18 protein-coding genes are annotated in these 24,850 nt (G+C 46.3%); 6 read left to right on the top strand and 12 right to left on the bottom strand.

Annotation, left to right across the window (positions count from 1 at the left end):
• Positions 1-33: 33 nt before the first annotated feature.
• The 3 genes from MKY63_RS15105 to MKY63_RS15095 form a co-directional block, all read right to left on the bottom strand.
• On the bottom strand, positions 34-702 hold the full coding sequence (locus MKY63_RS15105; protein WP_076178957.1) for an alpha/beta fold hydrolase: 669 nt from the start codon (positions 700-702) through the stop codon (positions 34-36).
• A gap of 155 nt (positions 703-857) precedes the next feature.
• Complete coding sequence (locus MKY63_RS15100; RefSeq protein WP_076316370.1) at positions 858-1,439, bottom strand: hypothetical protein; 582 nt, start codon at positions 1,437-1,439, stop codon at positions 858-860.
• Between the two features lie 18 nt (positions 1,440-1,457).
• Complete coding sequence (locus MKY63_RS15095) at positions 1,458-1,994, bottom strand: hypothetical protein (RefSeq protein WP_076128012.1); 537 nt, start codon at positions 1,992-1,994, stop codon at positions 1,458-1,460.
• 254 nt (positions 1,995-2,248) lie between these two features.
• Between MKY63_RS15095 and MKY63_RS15090 the strand changes: the two genes are divergently transcribed.
• The 5 genes from MKY63_RS15090 to MKY63_RS15070 all read left to right on the top strand — a co-directional run bounded on the left by MKY63_RS15090 (position 2,249) and on the right by MKY63_RS15070 (position 9,744).
• Positions 2,249-2,716, top strand: a complete 468-nt coding sequence (locus MKY63_RS15090) for a DUF6385 domain-containing protein (protein ID WP_143766103.1) — start codon at positions 2,249-2,251, stop codon at positions 2,714-2,716.
• Between the two features lie 28 nt (positions 2,717-2,744).
• Positions 2,745-4,202: a DUF6385 domain-containing protein gene (locus tag MKY63_RS15085; RefSeq protein ID WP_339813376.1), complete on the top strand. Its 1,458-nt coding sequence runs from the start codon at positions 2,745-2,747 to the stop codon at positions 4,200-4,202.
• Positions 4,203-4,315: 113 nt separating this feature from the next.
• The gene (locus MKY63_RS15080; RefSeq protein ID WP_339813373.1) at positions 4,316-6,361 is read left to right on the top strand and encodes a glycosyltransferase; all 2,046 of its coding nucleotides are present in this window, start codon (positions 4,316-4,318) and stop codon (positions 6,359-6,361) included.
• On the top strand, positions 6,358-7,779 hold the full coding sequence (locus MKY63_RS15075; protein WP_339813370.1) for a glycosyltransferase: 1,422 nt from the start codon (positions 6,358-6,360) through the stop codon (positions 7,777-7,779). The genes MKY63_RS15080 and MKY63_RS15075 overlap by 4 nt, the downstream gene beginning before the upstream one ends.
• Before the next feature lie 15 nt (positions 7,780-7,794).
• Entirely contained in the window at positions 7,795-9,744 is a 1,950-nt protein-coding gene (locus MKY63_RS15070; RefSeq protein ID WP_339813367.1) for a glycosyltransferase, read from the top strand.
• A 25-nt stretch (positions 9,745-9,769) separates the two neighbouring features.
• Here MKY63_RS15070 and MKY63_RS15065 read toward each other — a convergent pair whose 3' ends face one another.
• The 8 genes from MKY63_RS15065 to MKY63_RS15030 form a co-directional block, all read right to left on the bottom strand.
• The gene (locus MKY63_RS15065) at positions 9,770-10,507 is read right to left on the bottom strand and encodes a glycosyltransferase (RefSeq protein ID WP_076141795.1); all 738 of its coding nucleotides are present in this window, start codon (positions 10,505-10,507) and stop codon (positions 9,770-9,772) included.
• Positions 10,500-11,702, bottom strand: coding sequence for a hypothetical protein (locus MKY63_RS15060; RefSeq protein WP_339813364.1), 1,203 nt, complete (start codon positions 11,700-11,702; stop codon positions 10,500-10,502). The genes MKY63_RS15065 and MKY63_RS15060 overlap by 8 nt, the downstream gene beginning before the upstream one ends.
• A complete protein-coding gene (locus tag MKY63_RS15055) occupies positions 11,699-13,183 on the bottom strand; it encodes a hypothetical protein (protein ID WP_339813361.1) in 1,485 nt (494 codons plus the stop codon). Before MKY63_RS15055 ends, MKY63_RS15060 begins: the two co-directional genes overlap by 4 nt.
• A gap of 69 nt (positions 13,184-13,252) precedes the next feature.
• Positions 13,253-14,056: a sporulation protein YunB gene (gene yunB, locus MKY63_RS15050; protein ID WP_076105330.1), complete on the bottom strand. Its 804-nt coding sequence runs from the start codon at positions 14,054-14,056 to the stop codon at positions 13,253-13,255.
• A gap of 430 nt (positions 14,057-14,486) precedes the next feature.
• Positions 14,487-15,098, bottom strand: a complete 612-nt coding sequence (locus MKY63_RS15045) for a VTT domain-containing protein (protein WP_036685356.1) — start codon at positions 15,096-15,098, stop codon at positions 14,487-14,489.
• Between the two features lie 287 nt (positions 15,099-15,385).
• A complete protein-coding gene (locus tag MKY63_RS15040) occupies positions 15,386-16,255 on the bottom strand; it encodes a glycine betaine ABC transporter substrate-binding protein (RefSeq protein WP_339813358.1) in 870 nt (289 codons plus the stop codon).
• Between the two features lie 13 nt (positions 16,256-16,268).
• Entirely contained in the window at positions 16,269-17,102 is an 834-nt protein-coding gene (locus MKY63_RS15035) for a proline/glycine betaine ABC transporter permease (protein ID WP_036685360.1), read from the bottom strand.
• Positions 17,102-18,295, bottom strand: a complete 1,194-nt coding sequence (locus MKY63_RS15030; RefSeq protein ID WP_036685362.1) for a glycine betaine/L-proline ABC transporter ATP-binding protein — start codon at positions 18,293-18,295, stop codon at positions 17,102-17,104. The genes MKY63_RS15035 and MKY63_RS15030 overlap by 1 nt, the downstream gene beginning before the upstream one ends.
• Positions 18,296-18,551: 256 nt before the next feature.
• On the opposite strand from MKY63_RS15030, the gene MKY63_RS15025 reads away from it, so the two are divergent.
• Positions 18,552-19,109, top strand: coding sequence for a transcriptional regulator (locus tag MKY63_RS15025; protein WP_036685364.1), 558 nt, complete (start codon positions 18,552-18,554; stop codon positions 19,107-19,109).
• A 76-nt stretch (positions 19,110-19,185) separates the two neighbouring features.
• Here MKY63_RS15025 and MKY63_RS15020 read toward each other — a convergent pair whose 3' ends face one another.
• Positions 19,186-24,567, bottom strand: a complete 5,382-nt coding sequence (locus MKY63_RS15020; protein ID WP_339813354.1) for a carbohydrate binding domain-containing protein — start codon at positions 24,565-24,567, stop codon at positions 19,186-19,188.
• Positions 24,568-24,850: the final 283 nt, after the last annotated feature.

Genomic DNA, 24,850 nt, shown 5'->3' with positions numbered 1-24,850 from the left:
AAGCTCTTGGGGTTGAATATTTACGGTTTGAGTTCAGCGTCCCGCCGTCTGAATAAACTGCAAGACCTCATTCATAATTCGGTCCTTCTCTTCACAATGGCACACCATATGACCACTGTTGTCGACCATCAGCACCTGTTTTTGGGTCGCCTTGATCATATGATGACGTAGGTAATCGGCGCTTCTAGTCTTCACTAGATGATCCCGTTTCCCTTGCACGATCAGGGTTGGAGTCTCAATATGCGGATAAACAGAAAAGCTTTCACGAACCAGTCGCTGGAACTCTCGAGTTGCTTTTGGAGGCGTTGAACTGAATTTACTAATATAAGTTTTTAGCATGGAAAAGCTCGCAAGGGTCTTAATAATTTCTACAGGATTCAGCGGAAACACAGGGGTAGACAACAAAGTGAGAGATTTAATCCAAGGTTTATAGCGCACTGAAAGATGTGAAGCAATAAGAGCACCGGTTGAAAAACCGATCAGATGAACTCCGTCATTTGTCTTTAACAGCTCTGTTAATTCATCCTCAGCACTTTGCTGCCAATCATGTCGATCCGAATGCAGTAAATCATTCCTGCTGCCCCCGTGCCCCTTTAGGGTAAATGTTCTGGAACGATAATTATGCTGCTCCATAAACTGGGACAAGGGAGAGATTTCATGCTCACCTCCGGTAAAGCCATGAATAAATAAACAACTTTCCATAATTGTCCCTCTTTTCACATTCCAAACTGAATTCCATCTTTATTGTATAATGCCAATCCCCTTTATTTTCTATTCATTCCAACCTTCTATGTAAAACCTTAACCAAATGATGTCAAGGTTCACCACCGTTATAGGTTCAAAATAAAATATATATTCTATTGTTCCCACCAAAGAAGACCGAGTGCAGAAGTAATCGTTAAACCTACGGCCGAGCTAGATGAAGTTACGTTAGCACAAATAGCAGTCCCCGGCGGAACGATGATGCTGCCCGTAAAGTTCTGTGAGAAGGCTCCCGGCGCTAATTGATAATTGTAAAGCGTTGTTCCCCCGTTAATTGCCGCTGTTGAAGATTGAACGGTCATCGCACTTGTAGCCGCGCTTCCGAGATTATTATTTGTTGGTGTCAAGGTTGCAGGAGAGGTTAACGTCCCCCCTTTGACAATTGTAAAGCTTCCAGACATAGCCGATAGCAGAGAAGATCCGCCGATACTGCCGCTTATACGAGATATATATACGGTTTTTCCGCTGCCAGCAGCATTACTAATCCGAATAGAAGTAATTGCAGAAATAAGACTAAGTACGACCAAACTAGACACGGATGTGTTGGTAGAATACAAGACCGCAGCCTTCGAAGCACTTATTTCAGGTGGCGCGCTGATATCCGGAGCTTGGAAGGTATTGACCATATCCACATAAAGAGGTTGATCATTGTCGTTAAACACATATTGATTAGGCATGATTATCCCCTCCCAGTTCTAATATTCCCACCAGCTGATAGATGTTGTCGCTGCTGAAGTTCCCGATGCAATCGTGATGGACGTGGTTATGGAATTTCCGGGAGGAACAACGATTTGTCCAGTAAAGTCAACAATGACGGGACCCGCTGCCAGTAATAAAGATACTAGAGTGGCCGGACCTCCCGTAGGGGCAGCAGTCGAGGTTCTGGCCGTCATCACACTGGTTAACGCACTTCCAAAATTAAAATTTATCGGTGTAACGGTGGTTCCGGTGACCGTAGCGTTCCGAAGTAGAGATAACGTAACCGCAGCTGTTGCCGAGCTAGCTGCAACACGGGATACATACAATGTACGTCCGCTGCCTGCCGGATTACTAATCTGAACAACTAACGGTGCAGCAGTCGTTACCGTAGAAGTAAAAGGGATTCCAAACAATAGCCCCGCCTTAGCCGCTCCTCCCTCCGGAGCTGAATCTATACCAGGTGCAACATACGTGTTGACTTGTTCTGTAAAGAGTGGCTGGCTACTCTGATTAAATACTGAATCGTTTGGCATGCGCTATCCTCCCCGTACTTGAGCTTATCTTATTTTATGCCGCTCTAAGTAGCAGGTTGTTTGGGAAGGTGCGTATTTTTGCTTTTGCAGCCCAATCACCTCTTATTTTTCACCATATATTATTATCACCATTCGAATGGCTAAGGATTGTCCCTAACGGTTCGCGGCTTATTGGACTGCGGTTTATTGATGCTCAGGGCTCAAACGACGGTTAGGGTCCTTTTATGGATAGGGTTCCAGAAAACCCGTAGGAGGTGAATGAAATCCATAACGGTCTGGAACTAGAAAAGCGCAGCAAAATAAAACACACAAAAAAACAGGGGAATCGCTCTAGAAATCCGCAACCTTTTCCACCTCCAAATGGTCGAAGAAAGCGCCGTAAGGTCACGATCAGTCCTTTATTTTCCGAGCATCAATTTATCGGATTCCCCGTGTCCAGCTCCATTTCGCCTCTGCCTTGGCAAAAAAGCGGAACTAAAACGATGATCTCTTACGCAGTTATGAACCAAGGAGACCACCCTGTTAGCGTCCGCTTGGAGATTAGTCCGAACAGTCTTGATTCTTTTATAGATTCAGAAGAGATCGTGGCCGCAAAAGAAATGAAGGTGCTAGTGCCAAGCAGATTTTTAAAGTGGACTCGGATATCCGCCTCCACGCAACAGTCAACGGGTTTAGGCAAAATTGATGTATACGTCCAAGCCCAGTCTATAGGTATGAGTTAACAATTTTATAAGAGAGGGACGAGGAATTTTGCCTAACTACAGCTCTTTTCAAGCTAATCCCGATAATCTACGAACGCTTATTTTTGGCCGGGATGCCTCGCTGATTGATCATCCGCTTACTACAGATCCAGGCGGAAATCTAACGACAATTATCCTAGATGGTACGATTTCCAATATACTCGGAGCTACCATCACTGCGGGTACTTTGTCCTCAGCAGGAACAGTTACTAACATTCTTAACGGGACTATCACTAGCGTACTCGGGGCTACCATCACAGCGGGTACCTTGTCTTCCGCAGGAACAGTTACTAACATTCTTAACGGGACTATCACTAGCGTACTCGGGGCTACCATCACAGCGGGTACCTTATCTTCCGCAGGTACGGTTACCAACATTCTTAACGGGACTATTGCTAGCGTACTCGGAGCTACCATCACAGCTGGTACTTTGTCCTCCGCAGGAACCATTACTAACATTCTCGATGGCACGATTACCAGCGTGCTGGGAGCTACGATTACGGCTGGTACCTTGTCCTCCGCAGGAACCATTACTAACATTCTCGATGGCACGATTACCAGCGTGCTGGGAGCTACGATCACTGCCGGGACTATTACTAGTGTACTAGGCGCAACCATTACCGCTGGTACTTTGTCCTCAGCAGGAACAGTTACCAATATCCTTAATGGGACCATTACTAGTGTGCTAGGAGCTACAATCACTGCGGGTACCTTGTCTTCCGCAGGTACCATTACTAACATTCTCGATGGCACGATTACTAACGTACTTGGAGCTACCATCACTGCCGGTACTTTGTCTTCGGCTGGTACGGTAACCAATCTCTTAAACGGGACCATTACCAGCGTGCTCGGAGCCACCATTACGGCTGGTACTTTGTCTTCCGCAGGTACGGTCACCAACCTCTTAAACGGGACCATTACCAGCGTGCTCGGAGCTACGATCACTGCGGGTACTCTGTCCTCAGCAGGTACCATTACTAACATTCTCGATGGCACGATTACTAACGTACTTGGAGCCACCATCACAGCTGGTACTTTGTCTTCTGCAGGTACGGTCACCAACCTCTTAAACGGCACCATTACCAGCGTGCTCGGAGCCACCATCACAGCCGGTACACTCAGTAGTGTGACCTCTATTTCACAACGCAGCTTTATCGAACAGACGACGACGGGTATTGCAACTGCTAATGCCTATACTCCACTGCCAGCAGTGACTACGAGCGTATTGGGGACCTATTCCTTTTTCATCAATAACACTGGAGCTAACCCAGTCAACACACGAGTTGAAATCAGTGCTGACGGAACGAACTATTTCGTCGATACCACAGGAGATAATCCTTTAGCAGCAGGTTCTATCGATGTCATAGTTCCGGCAAGATTCCTGAAATATACACGCTTATCCTATCAATCAACGAATGCAGGAGCCGCCTCAACAATCAATGTAAGTTTCAACGCGCAGGGAACGTAATGCAGATGCCCATCATATGTTGTAACGAAAGAGTGCATGGATATCCATGTGCTTTTTCTTTTGATAGCAAAAGCTGATTTCTACTTCTACATATGTAACAAGGAGGAAACAACGTGAACAATATTACGCTTGGCGTCCACCTCATCGTTAACAATGAAGCTGATCTTCTGCCCCACTGTTTCACAAGCGTAGCAGGTGTTGACGAGATTGTGGTCATAGATACAGGCTCTACTGACGAATCCATAGCTATTTCCCAAGCGCACGGGGCTAGAGTATTCCAACGGGAATGGACAGAAAACTTTGCTGCAGCACGTAACGAAGGTCTCGATCAGGCGGATACCGATTGGATTCTAGTCCTTGATGCCGATGAACGCCTACAAACTCCACTTCCGGAACTCCGCAGCCTCCTGCAAAACACGCAAGCTCAGGCTTTTACAGTACACATTGATAATTGGCTTGGCGTTCGGCCTGAAGATAAGGTAAAGCACAGTGCGGTTCGTTTATTCCGAAATGGACAGGGTTATCGATATAGCGGAAGAATTCATGAAGGAATTGACGCTGCAATCCTTAAATCACATAACATCTCGGCGATTGAGCATAGTGATATTGAGATTGAACACTTCGGATATATGCCGGAAATCATGGCACGAAAAAATAAAATCAAACGCAATGAACAGCTGCTGCGACTCGCTTTAGCCGAACAACCGGAAGATCCTTTTCACTCGTATAATTTAGCAGTCACCTGCTGTCAGGACGGTCGTCTTCTGGAAGCAGAGACATTACTTCGCCAGACCCTTCACCATGTGCCACTTGAAGCTTCCTACCGTCCTACGATGATTAGAGATCTCTGTAAAATTTATCTGACTCAAGGAAAAACCAATATCATAGATCCCTTGCTGTTGCCTGAATTGGAGCGTTATGAGGATTACCCTGACCTGCATTTTTTATTAGGCCAATCTTTGGAGAGTCAAGGTTTGTTAGAACGTGCTTTTCAAGCTTATCAGCGTGCAGCATCCATTTCTGGAGATCAGGTTAATCAAAAATATGTATCTGAGCAAGGGATGAACACCTTCCGCCCACTTTATCGACTAGGATTAATCTCAGAGCGGCTTGAGCTTCAGGAGGACGCTGCGAGATTCTACCACCGTGCGCTTCAACACCACTCTTTATATAGGCCTGCCTTGCAGGGAATAGCTTCTGCTTTTCAACGCTTAGCTGTAACCGATGAGGAGATTGCCACCTTGCTGATACAACTCGTCCCCCCAACTAATGCTGCCCAACGAGCTGCGATTATTGACAGTTTATTTGCGATAAATGCTAATGAGGCCATCAATAACTTATCCCGAGACACTTTTCCCTTGGAATTAGAGACGGCAAATTGGATGATCTCTTCGCTCATCATTACCGGCAAGCTGGAAGACGCCTATACAACGATAAGACAAATGGCCTCCTTAGCTACGCAAGATAACCATGATTTAGAATATCTGAAAAAGTGGGCTACCCTCTGGGCTATTTGCTCTTGGTCGCTTTTTGGAGAATTCCACAATGACCTGCTAACCTATGTACCAGACGAACTTCGTTTCGGACTGCAATACATTCAGAAGTGCCACCAGCAACAAAAGGTAGATCCCGTTGAAGCAGAGGTAGATCCATTAACATTACATTCCTCATTCATTTCAGATTTGATCGAACAATCAGTAAAACTACACCAGCCCGCGTTAAGCGAAGCTTTGGTAAATTTGTTCCCTACCTTTCGGTCTGAATTAGCCGCAGCATTATATAAAGAAGGGAATAGGAATGAGGCAGGCGAGCATTTTATCAGGTTAGTTAGCGATCAAGCGGCTGATGCGAAGGTTCTTTTTTATATAGGTGAGATGGTCTTTGACAAGGGGCATTACACGGAAGCCAGTGAATGGTTTCAACAAGCGCTGGAGCAAATGCCTGAGCATGAGGCTGCCCGAGTGGGTTTAGCACTCTGTTACCTTCAGCAAGCGAAGCTTAGCATGGAGGATGCTCTGAACAGCTTGGATGCAGCTAACGTCCACGGTCCACTGCAAACGGATATTGGTGCCATCCATAAATCCATCTTTTTACTAAATCGTACACCGTGGCACACACAGTGGAGCTTCCGCCAGAGCGAGGGGAGGGCAGCCAAATGAACATGCCAAGCCAAAAACCTCTGATTTCGCTATGCATGATCGTTAAGAACGAAGCAGATAGCTTAAGCCAATGTTTAAAAAGCGTACGTGGTGTCGCCGACGAGATCATTGTAGTCGATACTGGCTCTACTGACTCCACGCTACAAATTGCTCTAAGCTTTGGAGCTAAAGTTGTTCACCATCCTTGGAATGGCGATTTTGCCGCTGCCCGCAACGCGGGTCTTCAGCAAGCCCGCGGACAATGGATTCTCATTCTGGATGGAGACGAGGAACTGGATGCGAAAAGTAAGGGGGAGCTGTTGCTGTGTGCGGAGCATTTGGAGTATGAAGCTTTTTTTCTGCGCATTCATAATCATAAAGGTTTAACCGCAGCTTCACAGACCATTACTGTTAATCCGATTATCCGCCTATTCCGTAACCGCCCGCAGTACCGTTTCAGCGGCATCATCCACGAACAGATTGCAGAAACGATCGTAAAAGCTACACCCAAAGCAGCTATGCATTTAAGCACCGTAGTCATCCATCATTACGGTTATGCAGACGGCGTAGTAGCAAAAAAAGATAAGATCAAACGAAATGTAGAGCTGCTCAAGGAACAGCTAAAGTTAAATCCCAATGACCCCTTTCACCATTTCAATATGGCTGTTGAATATATGCGGCTTAGTGAATATCAACCGGCTCTAGAGCATATCAAAAGATCACTTAACGAAGCTCCGCCCGACACAAGTTACGTTCATCTGCTGCACAAATATCAAATCCGCTGCCTGGCAGAATTAAAAGATTTCAACGCGGCGCTGGAAGCTTGCGACTTAGGGATAACCCTACATCCAGATTATCCTGACTTGGCTCATATCAAAGGTGTGCTGCTGTTTCAAATGGGAGCCCTAGCTGAGGCCAAAACAGCATTGCTGCAAGCCTTAGTCATTGGAGAAGCCCCTTCCGGTTACCATACCGAGTCTGGATTCGGATCTTATTTGACATTTTATTTGCTGGGACAGTTATGCGAAGAAATAGGCGATCAGACCGAGGCCTGTGCCTGTTATACCAAAGCTGCTCAGCTTCATCCCGATCCAACGCCCATTATAACCCGACTGATCCGAGCCTTAAAATGTGCTGAGCGCGAAAATGAAATTTCGGGCTGGCTTCACGCTCATCTACCCGAATACACAGCTGCTAAAAGCGGACTTCTCTTAGATTTATTGCAGATTGAGGGATGTGATAAGGCAGCAAAACAGCTGATGAAGACCACAGGGCAGCCCTCAGCTAATGACTCGTTATTCAACCCAGCCTATCACCCAGGGCGTTCGGAGCTTTTGTTGGCGGATCGTCTGCTTGCCTCCCTCTCTTCTTCAACCCCCTATTCTCCAGCGGCTAAAAGAGTGCGGCTCGCACTTCCACTGCCCAGAGTTTCAGATTAGGAAGGACGTATTCCTATGACCACACCGGATATTACACTTTGCATGATCATTAAGAACGAGGCAAACCATCTGGAGAAATGCTTATCCTCTGTGTGCGGGCTAGTATCTGAGATTATCATTGCGGATACAGGTTCAGAGGATAACAGTAAAGAAATCGCTCAGAGGTTCGGTGCAAAGATTATCGACATTCCTTGGGAAAATGATTTTACCAAAGCTCGGAATATAAGCCTAGAGTATGCAACTTCTGCTTGGGTTCTGGTACTGGATGCCGATGAGGCTGTGGATCATTGGAGTGAGAATCTGCTCCAGCCCTTGCTTGGTGCCGAGTATATTCATGGGTATTGGCTGCCCATTATCCACTATGTCGGTGATATACCTGAAGCGGATTTTGTTACAGATCATGTCTGTCGATTATTCAGAAATGACAAAAGAATTATTTTTCGCGGAAGTATTCATGAGGAGATTGCCAGCAGCATTTGGGAGCTTCCAGCGGGGGAGATCGCTTATGCAGATTTGCGTATTTTGCACTACGGATATTTAGAAGATGAATTGATGCGTAAAAATAAATATAACCGCAATTTAGCACTTATCAACAACGGTCTGCGGCTTCAACCGAACCATCTTTTTCTTCGTTATGCGTTAGGGGCAGAGTATTATCAGCAGGGACAATATAAAGAAGCGGCAGAGATCCTCCTTCCGCTGCTCACCTCCACTCCAGCCCCTTCCGGTTATGTCTCAGATATTTACCTTAAGACGGCTTACGCCTTACAACTATGTGGCCGAAAGCAGGAAGCTGAGGAAGTTTTTCGTACGGGGAGCGTTCTTTTTCCCGATTTCACGGATTTATTAGAAAGCTATGCCCTCCTGTTACTGGAACAAGGGAAGCTCAGCTCAGCCAAGCACTACTTGGAGCAAGCACTTCAGAGCGGGAATACAGCACATAAATACCCTTCTTCCTCGGGCAGTGGAACGTATCGAACAGAACTACTAGCCGGGAGAGTGTGTGAGAAGTTATACCAATACCCGGATGCGTGGAGACATTACGAGGCTTCCATACAACATAAGCCTGATTATAGCGAGGCGTGGAGAGAACTCGTCCCACTAAGCCTTCTATCTGGAGGGAAGGCACAACTACGAGCATTGACCCACAACCATCTGCACTCTTTATCCCCTGATACTTTGAGTTATCTTCTGCCCGCAGCGCTCAATGCCCGCGATCCGGAATGGCAAGCTGAGCTTTCTACAGCCAGCCAGTTACCCTTATCTGTTCAGGTTGCATTGCAGGCGATTCTGGAAATAAACAATCAACCAGAACATCTTCAGACACTCGCACCGCTTGAACAGCTGCTTCATGATCCTTCCCATCTTTCCAACCGATCCTTTGTACTTGGCTACCTGTGGGCTTTCTCTTGCCGTATTGGAGATACTGAGTCTGCCATGCGCTGGCTTGTCTGTCTATTGCCTTACAGACCGGGGATTTTATCGATCCATCATCTTTTAGCGGGGAATTATAGGCTTAAAGCTGATCTTTCGGATCTCAACTATGCAGCACAATTGCTGCTTCAGACTGGTGCTTGGAATAGTTTATTAGCACTTTATCGGCATTCGCAAGGTTCTTCCTTTCAATGGTCCAGTCTGCCGCAGCCCTTACTTTACGGTTTACTCGAAGCCCCCACCTCCATAAAAAAACAATGGTGCTCTATTTATGTTAGCAAGCCTCCTCAATATCAAACGCCTGCGGACTGTACCGAGTGGCAATTATACGCTGCGATAGCCTACTCCTGCAGAGAGATGCCCATCCTTCATGTAGAGGATGAAGCCGCTTTGCGTAGAGTCGGGGGGGCTACCGCAGCCGTGAGCCTCGCTTATTACAAGCTGCTGCTCGCAGCAGAAGTTTATCCGCAAGGGATACCGTCAGCTCATATCTCTTCTGCGCTGCTTCTGAGATCTGCCAGCCGGACTTAGCCGGTTGGCAGGGCAGATGCGGATTTCAATGCTCCTCTTGCCATTCTACCAGATGGGGCTGCTCATCAAGGATAGATTTGTACTGCTCCAGACTACCCCAGCACCCCTCTGGATCAAGCTCCAGGTAACGCGAGTATTTTCGCCGAAGCTCCTCAGGGGATATCGCCCAACCATAATGTTTCACACGCAGCTCGGTAAGAAAACCCGGCAATACCGAATAAGAGAGCGGAAGTCTTGGCACATGATGATCCATTTTCGGAAAAAAATAATGAAAGTTCGGCAAATAGCGGACTAGTGTACGGGTATGTTTCGTGTGGATATTCCAATGCTCATCTTCACGGTAATGTGTGGTGCCGCCCCAAAAATCAAATAATCGGAAGGATACCCAGTCATACACATCCTGATCGATGAGTCGCCTCATCTCCCGTTTAGCAGACTCTTCATAGAACTCATCGGCGTCCACAGACAGCAGCCAATCCGGATTCGTAGATACCGCCAGCTCCCACAATGTTTGCCGCAGCTCCCATTCACGGTTAAACAAAGAGCTTTGCAGGGTTACGAGCTTCTTAACTTTGGCAAAAGAGAGACATAACTGAGCCGTATTATCTGTACTACCATCATCCACGATCACAATATCATCCACGAACTCACTTAATTCCTCCAGCACCTGCTCCAAATACCTTCCGGCTTCGTTCCTAACCTGCATTATAGCGGTCAGACGGTTGCCTGACATTTTGCGGAGTGGCCCTCTATGACTACTCATCCTCCACTCTCCTTCTCAATCGTCTTACAGCCTCTTCGAGATCTGCCATCTCTGACAAAAGTGGCCATGCCTGATTGTCTTGCCCTCCCGCATTTAAAAAGCTGCGGATGGCCTCGTGCCGCCTGCCATACAGCAAGTGTATGGTGCCTTCCATGGCTTCATCCACATTTTCTTGCTCATGTTGCAGCTCTATTGCCTTTTCCCATTGAAAAGTCCGCACATAATTTTGCACCAGCAACGCTTTTGTCTCGGAAGAAGTTAGCGGACTTAAAATTCTAACCGCCGCTGCCTCATCCTCATTCAGGTGGAACAACTCCGCGCGAACCAGTTCATCCTGCCCGGAATGGAGCCAGCCCTCCATCCTTTCTACTGCTTGCTTCTCCTCTGCGGTAAATGCTGTAATCGCAAATTGGCGGACTGCCGTTTCCAGATTCCCTGTCTTGGCTTCTATTGCAGAAAAAAAACGGAAGTGTGAAATAAGGCAATCCAAATATTCATACAACACCATTAACTCAAAGGATTGCGCCAGATATCGATTCGCTGTGGAGTCCCCAAGCAAATACAAATAAGATGCTGCCAAATAATGTACAACAGGCTGGCTGGGCAGCTTGGCGCACATTGAGGTATAATAATCAGCCCTAAGCTGTAGTTGAATCCTAAACCAGTCCGTAGCAAGGAGGGGCTCCTCCTGCCATAAGTTCTCAATCGCCTTACTCCACAACACTTCATAATCTGTCAGAAAATAAATCCGCTCGCGCTGAAATACAACTCCATAGGATTCCTGCTGATCCCCGTCGAGATAAATAACACTCTCCCTGCACAAGCTCTGCTCCAGATAGATCCGTTCTGACCGGGTTCCTACTAGATCAGCCTTTGCTCCAAGCAAGCCGCTGTATTTATCCCATAAGACCTTATTTTCTTCTTCCGGACAGCCCTCTAACAAAGCCACTATATATCCTGCTTGCAAAGAAAGAACCTCGGGCAGCCAATAAGGAGAGGAGACCAGAAATGTGTACTCCCTCGCCTTGAGAGTATGAATATCCGCGATCATTACCGGCTTGATCTGGTTGTTAATCTGCTGCTCAAGAGTCATTCTTCCGGCAAAACAAACCTCTTCCCGCTCGGGAAGAAGATCCAACAGTCTTTTATATTCGTATTCCTCCCAGGAGCCTCTGCTCAGAATTAAATATTTCATGAGTGCGCCTCCCTGCCCCTGCTGCTATCTGCCTTCTTCCCCTGCGGTTCGGACAAATCCCCCACATAACCTATAGTTAGTGAAGCTTCAGGGTGAAGCTGCAATTGGTGCGAAGTGGACGCCTTACAGGTAATCACTCCAGGCACATTCCCGCCTTTATGAGCAACTCGCTCTAGCGGAAAAACAATTCCCGAAGGGTCTCCCTTAAGCAAATGCCCCACCTCTTCGTCCATATCCGTAGATAAACTAACGATCAGATCCGCGGAACCTTGGGTGATCGCCTTCACTACCCGTTCAACGTAATATTTCTCATACCTGATAGAGTCTGATAAATACACAGTTATCTCACTCTCAAATAATGCAGATGCATTCTTCAAAGCCCCCAGCCAAGCCTCTTGACCACGAACTGTAATCACTACATCCTGTTCATTTACTGGCAAGCCGGAAGCTGTGTTCATCCAGCTGTCCTTGATCCAGATCCACCGAATATTCTTGTAGCTCTGCTGCTCCTGTGTAGCTGCCCATTCCTGCGGAAGATGGTCCCCATTCCCATCCTCTTCACAATAAACAATCGCAGTCACTAATGGCGTTGCCAAGGTTGCCTTACCGAGTGGAATAACAGGTTGTGTTGATTGTAAGAATCCATTCTGCGGTACAAGATGTTCTTCGTCTTCTAAGACATCTTGCAGCGCCCATTTTGTACTGTACGCCCGCCAGCCATCCGCAAGTGTTGGTCCGTTCAGCCTACTCTGGCCTCTATCAAGTGAATGTATAGCATGGACATACACAGCATCACTTAGCGCCAGCTTAGCTCCAGACTGCCGCGCTCGAAGACACCAATCGGCAATCATAAGAGGCCGCGCATGAAGCGAGGTGTCCAACCCTCCAATACGCTGAAGCAGCTCTTTAGAGAACAGGAGGCAAGAACCCGTTAGTACATCCATCTCTCGCCATTCTCCTTGGTGCCGGCTAAGACTATAGCTCACATGCGCAGCAAACTCATCATAGGTGCCGAAGTGAAGACGTTTCTTCCCTTCCCCTCTTTCGGTTGAAGAGCGAGGGGCAACCACCTTAACAGAAGCGTCATCAAAAGGAACCCACAATAGCTCATTTAGCCAGCCAGACGATACCATGGTCGAATCTTCAAGTAAAACCGCGAAACTGGTTTCGATCTGTGCCAGAGCCTGGTTAGGCATGTACTCCTCTTTCTCATAAGGAACAAAGAGAATCGACTGCTCCTGTGAGAACTGTCCGGCTAATGTATCCATAGAAAAATCAGGAGTCATTGCCACAGCAATAATGCGCACAGACTCTCCAGAATGGAGCAGCAGCAAGGGTAAGCAAGCCGCGGCACAATCCGGGCGGCTTAGCTCAACTACAAGGGTGATCCCATCTATACTCGGCAGTGGAAGTAGTCCCGTGCGTTCCAAGAACCCATACCTTCCCGCCAAGCGTTCCACATTCAGAGATTCTTGCGACATTAGGATTCACGCTCCATTTATTAAAGCTGTTCTACCTATAGTCTATGAGCGCTGAAGCGTGATATCCCCTTAATTTCCTCCGCCCGCTCCTTTATCTTCTTCCGTATGGTCTGCACCCGTACTCGCGGGATCAGTTGCCGCTGGAGACGGGTTGTTATCTTTCTGACTGTTGCTGGAGGTATCCTTACCCTGATCCACTGCTCCACTCTTATCCCCACCTACAGCTGGAGCAGGAATAGCAATTCCCGGAGCACTGCTGCCGTTCGCCCCCACAGGTTGACCTTGATTATCGTAGTAATACATAGGTACATCTCCAACAACCATCAGATAAGACACAGGAATTTCTGTATCCACTACCTGCGGCTCCATATCAAAAGGAATGACGACTGCAACCTCTGTCACAATATGAATATATACCTCGACCAGAATCATATTGATCCCAGCGTTTTGCTGGCGAGTACTGAGTTCAACCTTAACCGCACCTTGTGGTTCAATCTTGATCGGAATATCGGGTCCATAAGAAGCGATAAGGGGACTGCCCAGCGCCTGCCCCAGCGGAATATATTCTGTTCGATTATGCAATTCCTGCAGCGTAGACTGAATGACCTGTGCCGCTTGCGAAGTAATACGCATATGCTCCGCGTAGTTGAGCATGAACCCTGATATTTTCCCGTTCTTATCCGTCTTCCAATCAATTAGCTCTTCCGCATTCCCTCCATTCGCAACCTGAGAGGTAATCGCCTTATTAATCGATTCCGTAGCGATTTGCTTCACACGTATTTGTGCTAAATGCAGGATGGGCGGCTTCATATGCAGCTCCACATAGCGAAGTGACTGCAGCACCAGCACAAGTATTACTAAAGATGCTATCAGCCAAAATTTGCGTCGGCTTCTTGGCTTATGTGTTTTTCCGCCTGCAACCGTTACCTTACTCTCTGGCCGGCTGGATAACCTAAAGCGGCCTTTGCTACGTTTGGCTTCAAAGCGCGTACGCTGCGGCCTAACCGCTGCCCGGCTGGGTTTTGACTTGAATGCGGAGCTTCTTGCTGAGAATCTCCGATTCGTGTCCCCATTTATTTTTGGCAGCCGAAAATGGCCTAGATCAGGTATTCTCAGCCTTCGGTTCCCCCATTTTTTCAATCTGCCCATTGCAATAGTCCCTCCCGCCTTACGCAGAGGTCAAGCCACCTCCACTTAATTTAAGGTATTCGCTAAGAGGGCAAAAAAGAAGAACGTTCCCTCCGGCAAACTACGCCTGAAGAAACGTTCTTCATCCTTTAGATCATCAACTGGGAATATGATATTAGTGCATTCTGCTCCGCTTATCCTCCTGCAAATGGTCCCAATGACGCCGAATAAAGATGCCAATGAGAATAGCAATAAACACCGCATACCAGGTAAGATAACCATTCCATTCTTCACGCGGAACAATTAAAGTTGATCCAATCGTACCGAATAACCATATATAAGATAAATTACCAAGCACGGTTCCCCATATAAAGGATGAGGCTTTAATCGGTGAAACAGCAGACATGAAATTGATTACATTGTTCGGAATAATCGGAATCGTACGCAATAGTACCAGCGTCCAAATCCCGTATCGATCCAAGTAACGTTGCCATTTATCATAGCGCTTCAGTTTGGTTCTCCATTTTCGGTCAAACCAGTTATACAGATATCTCCGAATAAGAAAATACATCAGTATTCCGCCTAGATTGCAGGCCAGCCAACTGATCAGCATGCCTCCAATTACGTTAAAAACAGAGACATGCAGCACGATCAAAATTACGAATGGAAAAAATCCTAATATACTCTGCAAAAGTGCGAGCGGGATGGTCACGAATAAAATAGATGGCCCGCTAAGGCCCAGCGTTTGCAGCAGCCAATCAATCCAGGTATTTATGGTCTCTGTCATGAAGCAGTCTCCTCTCTTGACTCCTTGCAGCAGCTGCCTCCTGATTTACTTTGACAAAGCATAAGTCTAAGTGTGTAAACTAGGTATCCATTCTTATTGAAATATAAGCACAGTACATTAAGAGCTTGTAATACTTTGCTTATATTCCCAAGAAAAACACCCCTTACGGGGTGTTTTATTGAATGAGCTTGCTTATGAAGTGTAATGTGTAAAGAACAGTAGTTAGCGTACAAGTTACATTTTTGTTTCCATTTATTCTTCACATCATAACACAGTTTTTAATTTACTTACAATTCTATACCTGCAACCCAAGCATTCACTTTATCCGGATTGCTCTCAACCCAAGTTTTAGCGGCTTCTTCTGGTGACTTACCACCCTGAACCTCAATCATTACTTTAGCCATATCTTCCGCTGTCCATTCGAATTGATCCAGGAATTTGTAGACATTCGGCATGTCATCTTTCAGACCTTGGCGGACCATCGTGTGGATCTGTTCGTCCGCACCATAAACCCCTTTTGGATCTTCCAGATACTTCAGATCCATATTGGCGAACATCCAGTGTGGTGTCCAACCTGTAACAACGATTGGCTCGTTGTTGTCATAAGCCTTTTGCAGTTCCTGAGCCATCGCTGCAGATGAGCTTTCAAGAAGTGTGTAATCGCTAAGATCATATTCCGCAATAGCCTTTTCTGTGGTTGTCATAATGCCAGCACCTGGCTCAATGCCGATAATGCGATTGTTCAGCTTTGCTGCCATATCACTGTTCTTCAAGTCTTCAATAGAATTAATATCCATATAGGCTGGAACAGCCAAGCCAACCTTAGTTCCGTTTAGATTCGCACCCAAATCTTCAATTTTTGCACCATACTTTTCTAGATAAGCCGCATGGGTGCTTGGCAGCCAAGCTGCAACCATTCCATCCGCACTACCGTCTGCAACCCCAGCCCACATTGGGCCAGCATCTACCTGCAGCATTTCAACGGTAGCTCCAAGCTTAGTTTCAAGTACTTCCTTTACTACATAAGTACTCGCAATTTCCGAATCCCATGCTACATATGCTAATTTTACCTTCTCTTGACTTGATGAAGAACATCCAGCAATAACAGCAATCATCATAATAACTAACAGGAATACCCCTATATTTTTCTTCTTCATTTATTTAAAACTCCTATCTTTGTTTTGGTTTTAGTGCGTTCTGTGTCAAACGGTCCAGCAGAATGGCAATAATAACGATCGCAATCCCTGCTTCGAATCCGTCTCCTGTCTTAGCCTGTGATACCGCACGGTATACATAGGCACCCACGCCCTGTGCACCAATCATCGATGAGATAACAACCATTGACAGTGACAACATAATTGTCTGGTTCACACCTGCCATAATTGTTGGTAAAGCGATTGGAAGCTGCAATTTAACTAATTTCTGAGTAGGTGTCGATCCGAAAGCATCTGCTGCCTCCACCAGTTCCTCCGAAACCTGACGAATTCCGAGATTGGTCAAGCGAATCGTTGGCGGAATTGCAAAAATAATCGAAGCTATAACCCCTGGAACTACGCCCAGTGAGAAAAAGGATACCGCTGGCAATAAATATACAAAAGCCGGCATCGTCTGCATAAAGTCCAAAATAGGCGTAACTATATTTCTAACGGTATTTCTCTGCGCACATAAAATACCAATCGGCACACCAATTACTACAGCCAATATCGAGGCGGTTAGAACAAGGGCCAAGGACTGCATAGAAGGTCCCCATAATCCAAGATTATCAATCAGAAGCAGCCCAATGACCGCAAATAGTGCCATGCGCCATTTACCGATCCAATAAGACAAAGCTGCAATAATCACGATAAGTACTAGTGCTGGCAGGAAGGTAAGTGCATTTTCAATGCCAGCCACCATACCACCGATAATCGAATGGATGAAGTCAAACAGGGGCCCACAATAAGTCGTCAGCCAATTTTCCAACCACTCGAGTGCCTTTCCCAAAGGCAGTTTAGGAATGTCCATTATAATCCTCCTTCCGGTACCGCGTTGCCGGCGAGTGCGGAAAGAACGGCTCCTTTAATCACAATACCCTTCAATTTATCCGCTTCATCTACGACGGCTACAGGCAAATGTGTCTCAGATATTAATTCAAAGAAATCATTGAGTAGCGTTTCCGGTTGTACACGTGGGATTTCTCTCCGCGTTACTTCCAGAATAGATTTATTATCATTCAGTGCCTTAAGGGCATCCTCAGCTGTAATAACACCCAGAAGCTTATTTTCCTTGTCCACTACATATAGACTGAATATACCACTGTCACGCATTAATTGAAGCGCTACCCGAGGCCCGCGTTCAGGTCTGACTGTTTCCGGCTGACGCATTACATGAGCTGCAGTCAACACCTTGGACAAGTCCACATCCTCCACGAATCGCTCTACATATTTATTGGCAGGTTGGATGAGGATTTCTTCCGGTGTACCAATTTGCACAATGACTCCGTCCTTCATCAGTGCGATCCGATCTCCAATCCGCAAAGCTTCGTCTAGATCATGAGTGATGAACACGATGGTTTTCTTCACTCTGGCCTGTAATTCCAGCAGCTCTTGCTGCATGTCTTTACGAATAAGCGGATCCAGTGCACTAAAAGCCTCATCCATAAGCAGGATATCCGGGTCGTTGGCAAGGCCCCGTGCCAGTCCAACACGCTGCTGCATCCCTCCACTGAGTTGATCAGGACGATGATTCTCCCAACCTTTCAGACCTACCAGATGCAAAGCTTCCGTTGCCAGTTCAGTTCTTTTCTTTTTATCTACGCCCTGAACTTCAAGTCCGTATGCTGCATTCTCCAGTACGCTTCGATGTGGAAATAATGCGAACTTCTGAAACACCATACCGATGTTCTTCCGTCTGAATTGGCGCAGCTGCTCCGGATTCATTTTCACAACATCTTTCCCTTTAAAAAGAACTTGCCCCCCTGTAGGCTCAATCAAGCGGTTCAACAAACGAACCAGCGTCGACTTACCGCTGCCGGACAAACCCATAATGACGAATATTTCTCCTTCTTCAATGCTGAATTCGGCTTTGTTGACTCCGACTGTCAACTTCAATTCCTGAGCAATTTTTTCCTTCGACATCCCTTGCTCTAATAAAGGAATCGCGCGTCCCGCATCATGACCGAATACTTTGGTTAGTTGTTTCACCTCTATAATAGCCATGCCGTCCTCCTTCTCCCGAAATGTTATCCGGGTTTAGTTCACTTATAGTAGTTTACCGGACTATTGAAAATTCATGCAAACACCATATACGGATAAAATTTAGTGTACAGTTTTAACTTTACGAACTTTATGTATGGAATACTCTGTTTTACGCCAAATTCCTTTCTTCATGAATTCTTTACTTATGGAGGGGGATTTGATTACAATACATTGTATAAGGTTGCAGTCTATCGACCTATTCCTCAGGAGGGACATCATGAACGATTTAGAAGGGCTTACGCCCGAACAAATAGAGAAGATTAGTAAAGCCCGTGAACGTGTGATCGATTCTATCGGCAAAAACATGGATCTGTATGGCATTACCTTGTCTATTGGACATTTATACGGTTATATGTACTTCAATCAAGGTCCAGTGACACTGGATGAACTCAGCAAAACAATGGGAATGAGTAAAACGTCCATGAGTACGGGAGTCCGTACCCTTCTAGATCTGAAAATGATCGACAAAGTATGGGGGAGAGGGACGCGCAAAGACTTGTTCACCACTGTGCCTGACTGGCATCAGAACTTCAGTGATTACTTCTCTATTAAATGGAGAAAAGCCGTCGAAGGTAATATGATCTCACTAGCGAAATCACTTGCAGAAATTAACGATATGAAAAAAGAGTATAGTGACGATAGTAAACTTATGCAGCTCTTAAATACAGATGAAGAAAAAATAACTGAATCCATTAACTACTACCGCTGGTTGCTGAAACTAATAGAATCTTTTGAGAGTGGCAAAATTTTTGAATTTATCCCTAAAGAAACTTAAATCTAACCCACAAAAAACACACAAAAAAAAAACGACAGTGCTCCTGTAAAAAGGAAAACACTGCCGTTTTTTTCGTTTACCCTTCGATCAAGCTTACATCATCCAAATAAATTGTACTGCCCGCGCTAATTTCACTATTCGTCTCCGTACCGTTCCCATCTATAAGCCCTAGCAAAAACACCAGATGAACACCTGCGTCTGTTGCCCCATTCATCGTAAATGTGTAGCTGTATTCGTCCATATTTTGGGTCAAGGCTACAAGCTCAGCTTCCATATATTTGGTGTAATCCCCGCCTTTATGCTCCACAGCTACCTGAATATTGCGGTTTACTGTAGAACGAGCTTTAAACTTCAAGGTGTACGTTTTTCCCTGAACAAGCTTCAGATTTTCGTAATCCACCTGTGCGCTAAAAGGGGCTTGCCCGGTACCTGTTAAGTTGATAGCAAATTCCCCCTCTTGAACAGAGGCAGATCCGATTCCGTCAAAGTACTGGCTCCAGCCCGTTGCATCTACATCGAAGGTTCCATTATCCAGCGTACCGCTTGGCGGTATTACTGGTGGACCCCCTTGTACCTCCCTGACCACAATATCGTCAAAAGAAATCGTATGCGGCGTACTGTTAGCCGCAGGATCAGCGCCCAGCGTTTTGCCGATCAGATAATTAAGCTTCAGCGGATTGCTGTTCGACACCGTAAATTGTGCTGAATAAGTAGCCCAATCCGCACGAATATCAAACTTAGCTTGTGCGGAAGCAGCTGAAGTATTGGAGTATTCTAACACAATTTGCCGCGGAACCGTTGATTTCGCCTTGAAGCTCACCTCATACGTTTTTCCGCCCTCCAGTGGAATACCCTCTTGGAAAAATTGTGTATGCCACGCTTCCCATCCGGCCGACGTAATCAGGATTTCAGCTACGCCATCCTTCACATTAAACGCGGAGACGCCACCTTCTCCGGACCAGGTAGTCCAGCCCGTCTTATCGCTGCCAAACGAACCATTGATGACTAGATTGTTATCATTAGCTAGAATAGTCTGCGTGACAGTTGCAGTAACATAATGTTCAGCCTCAACAGTAATGGCATAACTTCCTTCGGCCGGAAATACTGCTGCTTCGATTGTGATTTTTCCCGGTTCAATAGTGTACTGCTCTGCATTAAGTGTTGTACCGTTAACCTTTACCGCCATGATTTGATTCCGCCAATTTGCATTGTCGATAAAAGTAAGCTCAATCGGCTGCGAAACTCTGTTATTGCTGCTGTCGCTTAGCAGCTCCTGCGGTTTGGCCGGTGCATTTTTGATCTCAAATTTCACATTGTCAATGATAATATCATGGTTTTGAGGAATACTAATCCCCTCAACCTTCCCAAGCAGGAATTTTAGAGACAATGTATCCTTGCTTCCTTGCCGGAATTCGAATCTGTAATGATTCGTCTCCGGCGTTACCTCCACGATATTGCTGAACGAGGCCTGATACGTACCATTTTCTACGTTCACCCCGATTTTGCGGATTACGGTTGAACTGGCGTCAAATTCAACCACATAATCCATTCCAGCAGCAGCTTTCAAGTTGTTCTGAAACAACATTACAGAATACGCCTGACTGCCGGTATTCGTAATGCTAAATTTCGCTGCTCCATCTGCAACCGTAGCGCTGCTCTGACCACCCTGCTCTGTCAACAGGCGGTCCCAGGCGCTAAACCCAAAGTTAAATTCACCATTCAAGAGTGGGTAGTATATTAGCGATGGATCAAAATAGAAGCTAGTACGCAGCATCTGGAAATTATCCAGAATGACTGTATCCGCAGCACCGTTTAACAGTAATACGAATTGTCCTTCATGATCGGTTGCACCTGCAAGATTGATAAAGGTAGCTTTAATTTTTTGCTCACCTTCGCTTAAGTTAACCGGTTGTTCTGCCTGTACACTGCCGTCTTTCCCTAGTAGTTGAACCGTTCCTGTGCGTGCAGAGGAGACTGAAGCATTGAACGTAACCTCATAGTCCTGCCCTTGAATGAGCTGAATTCCCTTCTGAAGTAACCGAACCTCACCATTTTCACTGCCGCCAATCTGCAGCTTTAACTGGCCAGCGTCATTAACGCTTGATTCTACCGTGGCACCACCAGTTGCTTCCATATGCCAATAACTCATCCGATTGGGTTCCCCAATATCGAAAGTACCATTGTACAGATGATTACCGTTGGCCAACGGTTCCTTCACACTATCATGCGGGAATTGAATATTCTCAATCTCTTCTAATCTGACATTACCAAACCATACCGGTGAAGTATTGGTACCCACGTTGAACTCGACGCGTGCAGCAATATCTGAGTTTTCCTTCATTTGAAACATCGTCTCGTAATGGGTCATCGCTGAAGTTAGATCTACCTTAAGCGATGGAGAATACGCTGCAAATCCACGAGATTCTCCACCTGTTAACCGGACGCTCATACTGCGGGACATATCGGTTTTGGCATCGAAGCTGAGTTTATAGAACCTGCCTTTAGCTATAGATACGATAGCTTGGGGTTGAATCGAATAAAAATTGCCGCCACCACTGCTGATATCTACCTTCACATAATTGCGCTCCCCAATAGGAACGGTAGAAACCGTAGCTTCAGCCCCTGCTTCTTTATAAAGTACCCAATGTGCGGTATTCGGGATTCCCATACCGTCATCCCCCGGCACCTGCTCCGAATAATTGTTGTTATAGACCATGTTGCCGTCTGCCAGTGCAAGCTTGGAGCCTTCTGGATAGGCTTCCTTCTCCAGTGTAACTGGAATAGGCTCGCGGTACTCACGACCTGTCAGCTCATAGACTCTAACGTAATCGATCTCCATCGATTTTGGAAATACGGTTTCGCTAGTCGGATCACCATCAAAGTTACCGCCTACGGCCAGATTCATCAGCAAGTGGAACTTCTGATTAAACGGCGCTGGATACACATTATTGGCAGGCTGCCCATTGCTGATGCTATACCAGTCATTTTTGGTCGAATATAATTCACCATCCACATACCAGCGAATTTCGCCCGGCTCCCACTCAATAGAGTACGTATGGAACTGCTCAATCGTAGCGTTATCCGGAAATACATACTCTTTGCCGGAGTATACATTGTTCGGCGCCATACCGCCGTAATGAATCGTCCCCGCTACCGTGTTTGGACGACTGCCCCAGCCTTCCATAATATCAAGCTCACCGGAAGCAGCCCAAGTCCCGTACACATCGTTCTCCGGCAGCATCCAGATCGCCGGCCAGTACCCTTTTCCAGTAGGTGCTTTGGCCCGAATTTCAAATTTGCCATATTTTTTACTAAACAACCCTTTAGTCTTAATCCGTGTAGAAGTATATTGTTTGCCAGCTTTTTCTTCTTTGTGGGCCGTAATGATCAGGTTACCGTCCTGTTCCTTTACATTCTTCTCATCGTTGGTATACCACTGCTTCTCATTGTTTCCCCAACCTGGATTGTTGTATTGCGAACCATCTCCAAGGTCATAGGTCCACTTTGTAGCATCAATGTCTCCATCATCAAACTCATCCCCCCACACCAGTGTCCACGGATCAGTGGTCGGTGTTGGTGTTGGTGTTGGTGTGGCTGTTGGTGTCGGTGTGGCTGTTGGTGTTGGTGTCGGTGTGGCTGTTGGCGTTGGCGTTGGCGTTGGCGTTGGTGTTGGTGTTGGTGTTGGTGTTGGTGTTGGTGTTGGTGTGGCTGTTGGTGTCGGTGTGGCTGTTGGTGTTGGTGTCGGTGTGGCTGTTGGCGTTGGCGTTGGCGTTGGTGTTGGTGTTGGTGTTGGTGTTGGTGTGGCTGTTGGTGTCGGTGTGGCTGTTGGTGTTGGTGTCGGTGTGGCTGTTGGCGTTGGCGTTGGCGTTGGTGTTGGTGTTGGTGTTGGTGTTGGTGTTGGTGTTGGTGTTGGTGTTGGTGTTGGTGTCGGTGTTGGTGTCGGTGTCGGTGTCGGTGTCGGTGTTTCGGTTGGTGTTGGTGTCGCTGTTGGTGTTTCGGTTGGTGTAGCAGTGGCCGTAGGTGCCGCCGTTGCTTCAGGTGTGGCGCTTGGCGTCGTTATTGGACCTACATTCCCCGAACTGCTTGGCGCTGAGCTTGCTATTGGCAATGTTGTTTTGCCAGTGTTTCCTTTTTTCATTGCTACACCGCCAATCGTCACTCCATCGGCTTTGTTATCTATTGTGGTTACGCTTCCGCTGCCTTGAATTGCTGTAGCTCCAGCGCTCGCAGATAGGATTAGTGCCGCCACTTGTGAATTGTTCTCCAATGTTAAATGGGTCGGACTTCCCAGAGTAAGGCTGCCGACAGTTCCAAGGATTCTTAACAAAGAACCGCTGACTGCTGAGTCTGCTGAACGAACCGCTCCAAATGTTCCGCGAAGCGAAATATTGTGAGGAACGACATCCATCTCAACATCCCCAAACCCTGCCCCGGTAAGATCGCTGCTTTCTTCCAAGATTGACCCAGATAGCAGCTGCACAGTACCCACAGCTGTCGACCCGCTGGCATAAATCCGAACCTTACCATTAGGCTTGGCTACTTGAAGCAGTCCAAGAGAAGTATGGTGTAAGCCGATACTTTGCTCGCCGCCTCCCCGTACAAAAGTAGTCCCTGTTACCTTTACACCTTCAAGCTTTGCATTCCCTTCAGCTATCCCCTCGGTTAGATAAAGATTACCTTGGATGACCGTGTCTTTAAGAATCACATCAGCCCGATTAATGACTACATTGCCCTTTACTGTTCCTAGTGAAGTCTCTCCTGATTTCAGGAGGAGTCCCGAAACCATTCGATCAGCCAACTGAGCTAACTCTGCACGGGTGATCCCACCATCAGGCTTAAACAAACCTCCAGGATAACCTTTTACATAACCTGCACTCGATAGAACGGCTATTGCTTTTGCGGTTTCATCGCTGACTCCGTTCAGATCGGTGAATGCTGTTGTACTGCTTTTGTCTGCATTGAAACGAAACACTTTCTCCAATGCTAACGCTGCCTCCGCGCGCGAAAGTGCTTTTGAAGGATAAATATTGTTCTTCTGATCACTGCTTAAATAACCAGCTGCAATCCCTTTGGCTATATCATTTTTATACCAGTCTGTGGTCTGGACATCAGCGGGAACCTTATCCGATTGCTCCTGATAATTAAATATACGATTCATAATAGCTGCGAATTCTGCCTTCGTGACTTCCTTACCCGGACGAAACGACCCGTCGTCATATCCGCTTATGATCCCATTTGTGCTCCAACGCTGTAATGGACCTGCGGCCCAATGATTTGGAGATACATCGGTAAACGCTTTCAATCCATTGATTGGTTCATTTTCCACTTTCGTTGCCGCTGAATCAGGTGAGTTTTCCTTTAACGCCTCTGCCGCTGAAGCATTCATGCTCCCAACCGGTGATAGCAGCCCGGTGACAAGGAGCATAGCAGCAAGTGCTGCTGTGAAATTCCTTTTCATCCTAAACATCACTCCTCGAATTTCGTAATATTCGTAATTCAAGCGAAAAATCGAAATCGGTTTCGACAATGCTATTGTTGCTTAGTTTTCTATTTTTGTAAAGATGTAATTTTGAATTTTTTTACATAGATTATTTTGGAGTAAATCTGCATAGTGAAATATATATTTGACTTGTTTCGGCAATAATAATAGACTGAAAATAATTGAATTTTCATTCACCCTATTCATAATAACTCGCAAATAACCGCTCTAGAACAGTCTTTTTCTCAAATTTCAACGATTT

Source organism: Paenibacillus sp. FSL R7-0189 (assembly GCF_037969925.1).
Taxonomy (GTDB): domain Bacteria; phylum Bacillota; class Bacilli; order Paenibacillales; family Paenibacillaceae; genus Paenibacillus_AQ; species Paenibacillus_AQ odorifer.
The sequence above is the reverse complement of the archived record's forward strand: the minus strand, read 5'-3'. Positions and strand labels throughout refer to the sequence as shown.